The following is an 11,580-nucleotide window of genomic DNA, read 5'->3' as shown; positions in this document are numbered from 1 at the left end:
CCCCTGGACACCCCGGGGAACCCCGCCACCAACAAGCCCGCCCCGACGCTTCACGAAGGACCGGTCTCCCTCTCTTTAGACTGGTCGGATGAGCGCAGCTGCATTGGCCATGGTTCTCTCTGCCGCGGTGCTCCACGCCGTGTGGAATCTTGCCGCGAAGGCGAAGCATGGCGATTCGTACACCTTCGTCTGGTGGTATGCGGTGGTCACGGCCCTTGTCACGGCACCGGTCGGGATCGTGTGCGTCGTCCAGCACGGCGGCTGGTCCGCCTACGGTCCCGCACTCGTCTGGGCCCCGGCGGTCTCGGCCGTCATCCACATCGGCTACAACCTCGCACTCCAGACAGGGTACGATCGCGCCCCGCTCGGCGTCGTCTATCCCGCCGCCCGCGGAACGGGCCCGATACTGACGATGATCGTCGCCGTCGCCTTCTTGTCCGAGCGGCCCGGGTGGTGGGCGCTGGCGGGTGCTCTCGTGATCGTTGGCGGAATCGTGGTGACGGCCGCACCAGGCAGGAGTCCGGGGGCCGTGGACGGGTCGCGGCTGCTCGCCGGCCTCGGCTGGGGGATCCTCACTGGGGCGTTCATTGCCGGTTACACCCTGTGGGACGACCATTCCGTCACCGCCCTGGCACAATCGCCCATCCCGTATTTTTCACTGTCGGCGGTCTACCAGGCGATTTTCATGACCTTTGGGCTGAATCGTTCGCGTCGTCGTCTCATGAGGGATTCGGTGAAGACGAACTGGCCCGTGATCGTCAGCATCGGAGTCCTTTCGCCGGCGGCCTACATCCTCGTGCTGACCGCGATGCAGAGCGAACCCGTTTCCTTGGTCGCCCCCTTGAGGGAGACGAGCATCGTGGTCGGTTCGTTGCTTGCTTGGGTGGTCTTCAAGGAGTCCCGACCGGGGCGGCGCCTGCTCGGGGCGCTGCTGGTGGTGGCCGGCGTCGCCCTGATCGGTGGGTGAGGCAAGGACGACGACGACCGCCTCGCCCGCCACCCCATTCCAACCGGCACCCGGCGGGTGGCTAGGATAAACAACGTGAATGCACGTGGATTCGACGACTCGATCGACGTCGAGAAGGAAGACCTCCGGAAGAACCCGGAGTTGTACCGCATCGGTCGGGGCGAGCAGGGTGTCCTGAAGGTCGAACCCTACAAGTCCGAGATCCTCCCCCATTGGAAATTCGCGACGCCCGAGGACGCCGAGAGATCCAGCTCAACCATCCTCGGCATGTTCGAGGACTACCTCGAGCAGGAGGACATCGTCGGCGCCGACATGGCCCGCAAGTTCCTGCAGATGGGCTACACGCGATCCCGGCGCTACGCCAAGTATCCCGGCGGAAAGAAGTACAAGGGACCCGTGCCGGAGGACAAGAAGGGCGTCAGCGGAGCGCATGGCCGTGAGCAGCGGGAACCCTCCCCCGAGGACCCCGAGAAGGCGGAGTCGGCACGCATATTCAAGAAGGCTTGGGACACGGCCCGGACCAACGAAACGTATCGACGACTCCGGAAGGCACACCAGGAGGCCTATGGATGACCGGTTCCTGGGGCGACCGAGCGTCCCACCTGCGGCGAGCGAGCGTCCCACCTGGGGCGGCCGAGCGTCCCACCTGGGGCGTCCGAGCGTTCTACCCGGGGCGTCCGAGTGAGGTGGCGGTTCCCCGATTCGGCAGACGTTACCGCCGTCAGGTGGGGTTTCAACCCCCACCTGACGGCGGAAAACTCCTCGCAATCGGGTAACCGCCTCCCAACAGAACCGCGCGGCAGGCCTTCAGGGCAACGACGTCGCCGGCAAACCCCGCTCAATCGGGCAACCGCCACCCAACGGAACCGTGGCGGCGCACGACGTCGTCGACAACCCCCGCGAGGTGGCAATTTTGTGCGCCACGAGCCTCAGCGCCCCCGCGAGGTGGCACATTGGTGCGGTTCTGGCCGCGAATTCCGCACGAAACTGCCACCTCGCCGGCACTCACGCACGCCGGCACTCGCGCACGCCGGCACGCGTGGGCGACACACGCCGCCCCGCGCGGCCTCACTCGAGCCGGTATTTCCGCGACGCCACGACCATGCCGGCCAGGTGGATCGCGAACCCGCAGGCCGGCCCCACGTAGAGGGCGATGATCGTGCGCGGCACGAGACCCACCGGCAGGAACAGCAGGCCGACGGCGATCGCGGCGGCCACGACCCACCCCAAGATGTACATGCGGTGTGCGTTCAAGGCCAGGATGGCCGTCCCGGAGAGGACCAGCAAGGCCATGATCGCCGAGCCGAATGTCAGCGTACCCAGCAGCCATCCGTGGATGACGTCGTGGTACGCGGCCGCTTCCTCCGGCTTGGGACCGTAGATGAGGAAGAACAGCCACGGCCCGATGATCCAGGCCAGAACCGCCCCGAAGAGGCCGATCCCCAACAGCGCCGCCGACGGTTTGACCATGGCGGCCACGGGACGATGCCGTTGCTTGAGGAAGGCCGAAATGGCGACGCCCTGGAAGGCCTGCAACGGGATCATGATCGGCGAGCGCGTAATGGAGATCGCAAGAATCAGCGCACCCATGGAGATCTTCGTGTACGTCGATGCATCCGCGCCGGCGCTGGCCTTCAGGACCACCGGCAGTCCGACCATCAGGACCGCGGAGGCGGCCGAGGAGCCCATCGCGAACAGGACGTTCTGCACGAAGCGGCCGACGCCGACGTCGGCCCTCGCCGAGAACGTTTTGCGGCCTTCGGAGGTGAAGGCGGCGATCATCATCCACAGCAGGACCGGGGAGACTGCGGCCGCCTCGAGCCCGCCGATCGACCCGGCGATCAGGGCCACCGCGATCATGGCGACCAGACGCCATCCGGCCTCACCGCCGCCCAGGGCGGAGAACTGGAACCATTGGTCGCGCCCGGCGGCGGCACCACTCATGGCCGAGTGCATCGCGTACAGGCACGGTCCGATGCAGAGCATGGCCACGGCGAACCCGGTGCCGGTGGGTACTTGCCCATGCGCCCAGACCGGAGAGGTGACGGCGACCAGCAGAGCGATGACGACGCCGAATCCGCCCGCGACCGCCATGACCCGCGCCCCGGGGCGCGTGGATCCCGCATCGCCGGCGTGCAATTGTGCGGCCCCGACCGCGCGCGTCGTCTCCTGCTGGAGGCCGGCAACGATCCCGTAGATCCCGAAGAGTGCGGACCAGAAGACCAGGAATTCCGTGACTTCTTCGCCCGCGAGCGCGTGCTTGGCGATGAAAGTGGCACCCAACGCCGAAACCGCCGAGATCATGGAGGCCAGGAGGATTCCGGTGGATTCCTTCTTGGTCACCGACCTCTGGCCGGTCGTGTTCTCCGCGGTGACTTCCGAACCGAGTCCGCTGACCTCGGGCGCTTCGCCCTCACCTGCACGCACCATGTAATGCCCTACTTGACCAGGTGGGATGCCAGGTTCTTGACTCCGCCCCAGTTCTTGGCCTGCGCCGCCTTCGGCAAGAGGCTCGCCGCGTGCAGGCGCGAGGAGACGTGGAGGCGGGCCACGGTGGCCGCCTTGGACCAACCCATGGCGCCCATTTCCTCGGCCATGGTCTCGAAGAATCGGCGCTCTTCGTCGAAGCGGGTGCCGTCCAGTGCGCGCCAGGAGGAGTCCGATGCCTTGTGGCGCCTGTACATGAAGGCCGCGGTCTCGTCGTAGAAGAGTGCGCCACCGGTCATCGCAACGTCCATGACCAGGCACATGTCCTGGACGACGTCGAATCCTTCGCGGAAGCCAAGACCCACGATGGTCTCCGCACGCCACCCGAGCGAGGGGAAATACAGCCAGTCGCCGCGCAGGATCGAGACCGCCAGGCCCTCCCCGTCGAGAACCGTGGTCTGGTCAGGACGGTAGTACGCCTTGGTCTTCTCGACCATGGTGTTCGAGGGCGCGTTGTTCTCGTCGATCACGAAGACCCCGGGCTGGAAGATATTCGCCTCGGGGTGGGCCTCCGCGGCGTGCACGAACCAGTCGATGTAGTTCGGGAGCATGACGTCGTCGGCGCCCATGACCACCACGAGCTCGTTCTCCACGAAGCCCAGGCACTTGCGGTAGTTCCCGTTGGCTCCGAGATTCTTCTCGTTGCGCATGTAGGTCACGCGGTCGTCGTTCAGGGACTCGAACCAGCCGGGGATCGAGTCGTCGGGGTAGCCGTCGTCGACGACGATCAACCGCCAGTCCGTGTTGGTCTGGTGCAGCACGGAGCGGACGGCCTGCTTCATCAGGGCGACGTCTCCGTAGTAGGGGAACAGAATGTCAACGGTCATGGCTTCTCCGTCGGGTCGTGGGGTTCTCCGGTGATCCGGTGGTCAGTCTTTGGTTCCGAAGGACGCGCGTTCTCGTCCCTCCGGCCATCGGTCCCAGCCGCGCTGGACCCGTGGGTCTCTATCGTGTGGGGCTCCCCGGTGGCGTCCACCTGGATGATCGGCATCGACGACGTCGGGTTGCGATTCCTCTCCACGTTCTCCAGTTGCCGGTTGAGCAGGGAACGCTGGATCGCGGCCTCCTCGGCCAGGACCCGGGTCTCGTCCTCGAGCCTCGAGATCTCGAGGGAGAGGTGCAGGCACACCCCCAGGAGCAGAACCAGTCCGATGAGGAACAGCAGATTCACGGGCGTCACCACGCCCACGAGCGAGGCGAGAGAGTCCAGGAGTCTGGGGAAAATCATCAGGACCGCAATGACGACCGCCGTGAGGAGCCACAGGGCCGCATACTTCTCACGCAGCTTGAGGTTCCTGACCAGGCGGATCACGGCGATGACGAGGATCAGCCCGAGAACCAGGAAGAATATGGATGCTGTATTCACTCGTGGCCTCCCTCGGCGTCGTTCAGGGAAATACGTTTGCGCGTCATCGAGATGAAGAACGCGAACATCGACCTGACCAGGTAGATCGCGGACTTCCACGGGTTGTTGGACGGTGTTCCGGCCTGCCTTTCCCTCATCTCGACCGGGACCTGCGTGACCGATAGGCCGGCGCGAAGGGCCATGGCCAGAGAGTCGACGGTGTCCCCGAGGTATTCGGCGGGGAAATACCGGCAGTACTGGGCGATCGCGCGGCGGTTGGCCGCCCGGAAGCCGCTGGTGACGTCGGTGAGTCGGGTCTTGGCCACGCGGGAGAACATCCCGGCGAGCATTCCCATGGCCCACCGGCGTGGACCCTTGGCCTTGTACGTGCCTCGTTCGGCGAATCGGGCACCAATGGAAATGTCGGCCTGCGCCAGGCCTTCGAGGACCCGTTCGATGTCGCGGGGGTCGTGTTGGCCGTCAGCGTCCACCTGGATCGCCCGGTCGTAGTCCAGGCGCTGGGCGTATTTGAACCCCGCGCGCATCGCTCCCCCAACGCCCATGTTGTAGGGCAGTTGCAGAACGCTCGCGCCCGCGGCGCGCGCAATGCGCGAGGTGTCGTCCGTCGAACCGTCGTCGACGACCAGCAGGTCGTAGGCGGGCATGGTGGACTGAAGCTCACGGATCGTCGACCCGATGACTTCTTCCTCATTCCATGCGGGCATGATGATGAGGCAGCTCAACGTGGGGTGAGCGTCTGGAATTTTAGCCATAGTGGTCCTTAGCCTACCGGTTGCGCCCTGGAACTCCCTGAGGACCGGCGAAGAATACGTGTGGGACCGGGCACCCGATGCGATTCGGTTCTCGTGACTCGCGCACAGAATGGCATGCGCCCGGGGGTCAGCCCCAGACGGTCAGGACCTGTCCGCTCTCGACGCCTTCGACCGACCGGACGAAGGCCTGAACGACGTCTTCTGCCGGAACCTGTTTGAAGCCGGGGAAGGCCGAGTGGTATCCAGTGGCCTCCTTCAGAACGGTCGGGCTGACCGCGTTGATGCGCAGCCCCCGGGGAAGCTCCGACGCCGCAGTGACCACGTAGGATTCCACGGCACCGTTCGCCACGGCCGATGCCACGCTTCCATGGATCGGGACCGTGGTCAGGATGCCCGAGATGAGAGTGAAGGAGCCACCATCGGCGACTCGCTTCATTCCTTCGGTGACGACGTTGATCTGGCCCATGGCCTTGCTCCGGAGCCCGTCCTCGTAGTCCTCGGCCGAGAGCTCCGTGACGTGCTTGAACGGTGCCGCACCGGCGCAGCACACGACGTCGTCGACGTCCCCGATCCTCTCGAACAGGGCACGGACGGAGTCGATGTCCGACATGTCCACGCGTTCGTCGCCGTTCCGCGAGGCCCGAATCACCTCGTGGTTCTTGGACAGTTCGTCTGCCACCGCGTGCCCGATGAGCCCCGAGGCTCCGACCACGAGAATCTTCCGAGTCATTCTCCGCTTCCTTCCTTCAGCATTCCGTTGAGTGCCTCCGGGCTACGTGCCGCATGTCGGCAGGTCCGCTGGCCCACCGTGCCGCCGTCCTTTGCCCGGGGCGGCATCGCCGAGACCGCGATGCTCGCCCTGGATCCGCTCCCCCGCGCCGACCGGATCGACGAGGTCGACCGGATCGACGAATCAGTCGCACGCCGTGATCTTGAGCAACTTGGCGTCCCCGGATTGGTAGACGGGGATCGCCACGCCGCTCTCCTCCAGGTTCTGCAGACCCTGGAACGCGCCCGAGTGGTCGCCCTGGTTGACCTCGTCGGTTCCGAAGTCCAGGACGTACTTGGCGTCGTCGTCCTTGACGGCCTGGCAGACCTTCGGGTCCTGGTTCGCCTGGTTGAGGGAGCCGTCGAAGATCTTCGCGTTGTCGGTGGGTGTGTAGAGCGTGTGTGCGGCCGTGACGTGCCGGTCGGCCAGGGCGTAGGCGAGTGCCCCGCCCGTCCACGGGTTGACGATGACGGTGTCCTTGTCCGGAACGTAATCGTCGATGTGATGGATGACGTCGAGTTCGTCGCTGTCGACCAGCTGGGCGTCCTCGGAAGCGTAGTAGCTCCAGTAGGACGCGTTGACCATGTCGTTGAGGGGCCGGGCGAACTGCGTGAGCGCAAGCGCCAGGATCACGGTGAGGGCCGAGACGACGCCGAGCACCTGCGGTCCCCGGTGCTTCCACCGCTCGACCACGGCCGAACCCATCAGGGCCTGCGTGATGCAGTGGGTGCCGATCAGGGCCAGAGGCACCGCGGCCACGGGCAGCAGGGCCGCCAGACGGTAGGGGTCGTTGTACCAGACGCCGGTCGCCCACATCCGGTCCTGGTCCCACTGGAGCCAGCGCACGCAAATGTAGTAATAGATCAGCACCCCGTAGACGAGGGCGAGCCAGACGTTGCGTCGGGTGTAGAGGACCACGAGGGTGCCCAGGATCGCCAGGATCGAGAGCACCCACTGCGCCTGGGTGAGGCTCAGGGGGCTGTTGAGCAGAGCCTCGCCGAAGGCCTGGGTGTCCGAGGTCGCCGGGCCCCACGTTGCGGCCCCGGCCTCCGGTCGGACGATGCCCCACAGGTACCAGATGAGCCAGAGTCCCGCGGCAATCAGGATGACCTGGACGATCACGACGCCGACGCTCGTCCTGCGGTTCGCCGCGCGCCAGATCTGCACGGCCCCGCGCACCAGAAGAATCGGGACGGTCATGATCACCAGGGACATGGCGGCGTTGGGGTGAGCGAATCCGATGCCGAGCGCCACCACGATGCCGAGGAGGATCGATTGGATCGTGGTCACCCTGCGAATCGCCGAAACCCGTAGCACATTGATCAGGAGCCCGAGACCCGCCGGGATCAGCGCGATACCCAGGAAGTTCGGGTAGAGCACCCCGAAGTACATCAGCAGGACCGGGAACGCCGCGAAGCCCGAGAGGACGGCGCCGGCCGTGAGCACGGTCGGAAGGTTGAACCGCATCATCGATCGCATCAGGTACAGAACCGACAAGGGCCAGACGACGACGGCGACCGTCACGATCATGGCGTTGGTGGCCATGGGGATCGAACCCTGTCCAGTGGACATGAAGACCAAGGACACGACGTCGTGCCAAGCCGCCGGGTAGAACGTCGGTGCACCCCCGCCCGCGGTCATTGCGCTGACCGTCAGGGACGAGGCGTTGTGCTGCTCGACGATGTACCGGATGACGTTGAGATGGAAATTGTTGTCGAAGGTCTGGGAGAACCGGCCCGGTGCGCCGATGGCGTTCGTAATGGTCCGGAGCATGACCAGGGCCGCGATGACGAAGGATGCCCAGTAGGCGAGTTGGCCCCGCGAGAACCACCGGGCCGGCACCAAGTCACCGCCGAGACGCCCGGGGCCGGTCCAACGGAAGGAGCCGCGGGAGGACGCCGATTCGCCCGTTCCCGCCTCGGAGTTCCACGGGGCCCGTTCGACGTCGTCGTGGCCCGCAGGACCAGCGTGCTTTTTTCTGCCTCGGGGCCTCGAACGGACCGGGTAGTCCTCGATCCGGGCGGCCCTGAATCCCCACGCGATGAGCCCGAAGACGAGTGCCGTCACGATTCCGCCCGCGAACGGGACCCAGAGGGCCCACCCGATCCCAGCGATGGGGGCGAGTACGGCGCTGACCGCGATCAGGCCGATCGACACCGCGGGAGCCAGTGCGACCGCGTCGAATCCGCGCATGCGAACGGCGAGCGTGACCAGGAGGCCCGGCACGATCAGCAGAATGATGCAGACGGCCAGGGCGGGGACGAGGCTCAACCATTCCATGGACTCCATGGCTCCGATCAGTAGTGGTGCATTTCGAGCAAACTCCAACAATCCTAGTAGCTTCGCCAACGTGCGGTTGCCGGGTCATCGTGAAATATCTAACCGCCGGGGTCAGCCGCAGGCGGTGACCTCCAGAAGCCTCGCGTTCCCGGTCTGGTACACGGTCTGGGCCACGCCGGTTTGCTCGAGTCCGCGCAGGCCGCCGTAGACGGAGGCGTGATTGACGCCGTTCATCTCGCGGGTGCCGAAATCCAGGACGTAGTACCCGCGGACGTGCTGGACGTCCTGGCACACGTTGGGGTCCGCCAGGGCGGTGTTCAGCGTCTTGTCCAGCCGATCGATCTCGGGGGTGCGCGTCTCGAGGAGGTGGTAGGAACTGACCTTCTGCCCGGTCAGCGCATAGGCCAGAGACCCTCCGGTCCATGGGTTGACCATGAGTGTGTCGTCGCGCGGAACGTAGTCGGGGACGTGGTGAAGGACGTCGAGTTCGTCCGAGGTCACCAGTTCGGAGCTCGGCGTGGTCTCGAATCGCTCGTGGGCGAGGGCGCGGCCTTCCTTCATGGAGTCTGCCGCGAAGATCGGCACGGACACCGCAACCACGGCAACCAGCCCCAGAACGATCTTGGCCGTTTGGGCGAGGGCGGGCCGAGCCTTGGGGCGGGGAGGCATCCAACCTTCCGCTTCGCCCTCGAGTGGCCGGTGCACGCCCACGGCCCGCCACCCGGAGATGCTGGCGTAGAGTTCCTGGACAGCCCAACCGACCGCGATGGCAATCATGGGGATTCCGATGACGGGGAACAGGGCCGTCAACCGATACGGATCGTTGTACCAGACGCCCGTGAGGGCATCCCTCCATTCCCAGGGCATCGATTCGACGGCTATGTACAGCACCACGAGGATCGCGTAAGCAAAAACCATCCACGCGTGACGCCGGAGGTACAGAAGAACCGCGGCGCTGACGACGATGAACCCGACGATCACCCAGGAGATGCTGTACCCGGAGGGCGCCAGGCTCAGTGCATCCAGCACGGACCCGGATACCGGAATCTGCTTGATCGTCTCGGGCTGGAAGGTCTTCGGGCGAAGCATCGTCCACACCACGGACACGGCCGCGAGGCATACCAGGAGAAGCAGGATTTCCGGGATCGGATGCCTCCGCCTCTCCGGAGCGGCGGGCAGGGAGCGGCTTCCCGTGGATTTGAGCATCCCGGCGACCAGGGACGTGATCCGCGCGATCGTCGCGGGGACGGCGACGGCGATCAGGGAAACGATCGCATTCGGATGCGAGAGGGAAATCCCGATTCCTGCGATGGCACCCAGGGTCAACGCTTGAGGGCGGAGAAGTCGGGAATCGGGTCCGCCGCGCAACGCCCAGACCACGAGCCCCAGACCTGCCGGGACGGCGGCGTTGCCCAGGAGGTTGGGGTACAGGATCCCGTAGGTCTGGAGCAGGACCGGGAAAACCACGAACGCCCCCGAAAGGGCTCCGGCCACGAGCCAGGAGTAACGGTTGCGGGTGAGCGAGCGGATCAGGAACATGATGCTGATCGGCCACACGAGCGCCGTGGTGCAGAAGGTGACCACGTTCGTGGCCGCGGGGACGGAAATGCCCGTCGTCGTCACCAGGATCGCGCCGAGGGAATGCCAGACCGAGGGGTAGAAGAATCCGGGCGACCCGCCGGCATTCAGGGTGCCGACGAACAGCGGGGACGCGTTCCCATGGTCGGCGATGTACCGAACGGCGTTGAGGTGGAACGTGTTGTCGAATGCCTGGGAGAAGTGCTCCATTCCCCCGGTGATGTGGGCCGTCTGCCAGATGCCGACGGCGACGCCGAGGGCCAGCCCAATCCAGGCCGCGCCCGAAAATTTCCGATTGCCGATGACGGGCAGGGCCGCCGTGATCGTCGATTGGGGTTCGGGCTCCCTACCACCGAGACGACGACGGTAGGTCGGGCGAACGATCACGGCCAGGATGGCCGCGAGGACCACGGCGAAGCCGAGGGGCATCCACCAGCCCCATCGGAGCCCCAGCTGGCCACCGATCAAGGCGCTCGAGCCCAGGCAGAACAACGACACCACCGGGGCGAGGGCCAATGCGTCGAATCCTTGGACCTTGGTCGCCCAGGTGATCAACAACCCAGGCATGACAAGGCACAAAGCGCTTACGACGAAGGCAAGGACCACGTAGAACTCCGAGGATCATCAGACGAACCGGGCATCGGCCCGGACTGAGCTAAAGTACACCAACGCTCTGGACAAAACGGATGAAGCACCTCAAGAAAGTATAAGCGTGAGTCGCGGCCCCTCGGCGCGGGACCGGGATGCGTCACCGTGCCGTTGGATACCGTGGATATATGAACTCAGGATTCGCCGACCACGCCCGCCCGAACCGGTCCGCTCACGACCTGGATGTGCACCGCGGACATTGGCTCGACCTGGACCCCAGGACCACGTACGGGCTCGCGCGGCTGCGGTATGAGGTCTTCACGATGGGACAGGGCATCACGTCCGAGCAGGACCTGGATGGTGCCGACCTCGACCCGACAACGACCACGTACTGGGTCGAGGACGAGGGTGTGCCCGTAGCGACCTTGCGGGTTCTGCGCGGCCCGTCAGGGCTGCCCGCTATTGGACGGGTGGCGACGTCGCCCACTCACCGGGGGCGCGGCCTCGCGGGATCGTTGCTCCGCGCGGCCGTAGCGGATCACGACGGCGAGACGATCGACCTGCACGCCCAGGCATATCTCGAGAACTGGTACGAGCGGTTCGGGTTCACGCGATCCGGCGATCCCGACGTCGAGGCGGGGATCCCGCACGTCCCGATGCGGCGTCGGGTGTGATCACCCCACCGACCCGCACCGACACCCACACACCGGGGGTTAAACAAAAAAAAGGGGGGAGTGAGCACACACACAAGGAGCAAAAACCCCTCGCACACGCACACACTCCCCCAAAAAAT

The 11,580-nt window shown here is 65.7% G+C and carries 10 protein-coding genes; 3 read left to right on the top strand and 7 right to left on the bottom strand.

From position 1 onward, the window contains the following. Nucleotides 1–88: 88 nt before the first annotated feature. Entirely contained in the window at nt 89–967 is an 879-nt protein-coding gene (locus EWU68_RS12715) for an EamA family transporter (RefSeq protein ID WP_129316523.1), read from the top strand. A 75-nt stretch (nt 968–1,042) separates the two neighbouring features. After that, entirely contained in the window at nt 1,043–1,540 is a 498-nt protein-coding gene (locus EWU68_RS12710) for a DUF4385 domain-containing protein (protein WP_129316521.1), read from the top strand. Nucleotides 1,541–2,035: 495 nt separating this feature from the next. On the opposite strand, the gene EWU68_RS12705 is transcribed toward EWU68_RS12710, so the two are convergent. The 7 genes from EWU68_RS12705 to EWU68_RS12675 form a co-directional block, all read right to left on the bottom strand. Further along, nucleotides 2,036–3,397 carry a polysaccharide biosynthesis protein gene (locus EWU68_RS12705; RefSeq protein WP_238692468.1) on the bottom strand — a complete coding sequence of 454 codons (1,362 nt, stop codon included), beginning with the start codon at nt 3,395–3,397 and terminating at the stop codon, nt 2,036–2,038. A gap of 8 nt (nt 3,398–3,405) precedes the next feature. Beyond that, nucleotides 3,406–4,281 (bottom strand): glycosyltransferase family 2 protein, encoded by an 876-nt coding sequence (locus EWU68_RS12700; protein WP_129316519.1) that lies wholly within the window; start codon nt 4,279–4,281, stop codon nt 3,406–3,408. Then, nucleotides 4,278–4,820: a DUF2304 domain-containing protein gene (locus EWU68_RS12695; RefSeq protein ID WP_129316517.1), complete on the bottom strand. Its 543-nt coding sequence runs from the start codon at nt 4,818–4,820 to the stop codon at nt 4,278–4,280. The genes EWU68_RS12700 and EWU68_RS12695 overlap by 4 nt, the downstream gene beginning before the upstream one ends. Then, nucleotides 4,817–5,572 (bottom strand): glycosyltransferase family 2 protein, encoded by a 756-nt coding sequence (locus EWU68_RS12690; RefSeq protein ID WP_238692467.1) that lies wholly within the window; start codon nt 5,570–5,572, stop codon nt 4,817–4,819. The genes EWU68_RS12695 and EWU68_RS12690 overlap by 4 nt, the downstream gene beginning before the upstream one ends. Nucleotides 5,573–5,699: 127 nt before the next feature. Beyond that, nucleotides 5,700–6,302, bottom strand: coding sequence for a short chain dehydrogenase (locus EWU68_RS12685; protein WP_129316515.1), 603 nt, complete (start codon nt 6,300–6,302; stop codon nt 5,700–5,702). Between the two features lie 183 nt (nt 6,303–6,485). Continuing rightward, nucleotides 6,486–8,621: a DUF6541 family protein gene (locus EWU68_RS12680; RefSeq protein WP_129316513.1), complete on the bottom strand. Its 2,136-nt coding sequence runs from the start codon at nt 8,619–8,621 to the stop codon at nt 6,486–6,488. Nucleotides 8,622–8,732: 111 nt separating this feature from the next. Next, on the bottom strand, nt 8,733–10,766 hold the full coding sequence (locus tag EWU68_RS12675) for a DUF6541 family protein (protein WP_129316511.1): 2,034 nt from the start codon (nt 10,764–10,766) through the stop codon (nt 8,733–8,735). A gap of 209 nt (nt 10,767–10,975) precedes the next feature. Between EWU68_RS12675 and EWU68_RS12670 the strand changes: the two genes are divergently transcribed. Beyond that, complete coding sequence (locus EWU68_RS12670) at nt 10,976–11,461, top strand: GNAT family N-acetyltransferase (protein WP_129316509.1); 486 nt, start codon at nt 10,976–10,978, stop codon at nt 11,459–11,461. Nucleotides 11,462–11,580: the final 119 nt, after the last annotated feature.

The organism is Rothia koreensis, from assembly GCF_004136575.1.
Taxonomy (GTDB): domain Bacteria; phylum Actinomycetota; class Actinomycetes; order Actinomycetales; family Micrococcaceae; genus Rothia; species Rothia koreensis.
The sequence above is the reverse complement of the archived record's forward strand: the minus strand, read 5'-3'. Positions and strand labels throughout refer to the sequence as shown.

Bases quoted from the DNA above. Each gene is read 5' to 3' on its own strand.
- EWU68_RS12675 (WP_129316511.1), bottom strand. From the start codon at position 10,766: ATGCCTGGGTTGTTGATCACCTGGGCGACCAAGGTCCAAGGATTCGAC.
- EWU68_RS12700 (WP_129316519.1), bottom strand. From the start codon at position 4,281: ATGACCGTTGACATTCTGTTCCCCTACTACGGAGACGTCGCCCTGATG.
- EWU68_RS12670 (WP_129316509.1), top strand. From the start codon at position 10,976: ATGAACTCAGGATTCGCCGACCACGCCCGCCCGAACCGGTCCGCTCAC.
- EWU68_RS12705 (WP_238692468.1), bottom strand. From the start codon at position 3,397: ATGGTGCGTGCAGGTGAGGGCGAAGCGCCCGAGGTCAGCGGACTCGGT.
- EWU68_RS12685 (WP_129316515.1), bottom strand. From the start codon at position 6,302: ATGACTCGGAAGATTCTCGTGGTCGGAGCCTCGGGGCTCATCGGGCAC.
- EWU68_RS12690 (WP_238692467.1), bottom strand. From the start codon at position 5,572: ATGGCTAAAATTCCAGACGCTCACCCCACGTTGAGCTGCCTCATCATC.
- EWU68_RS12715 (WP_129316523.1), top strand. From the start codon at position 89: ATGAGCGCAGCTGCATTGGCCATGGTTCTCTCTGCCGCGGTGCTCCAC.
- EWU68_RS12680 (WP_129316513.1), bottom strand. From the start codon at position 8,621: ATGGAATGGTTGAGCCTCGTCCCCGCCCTGGCCGTCTGCATCATTCTG.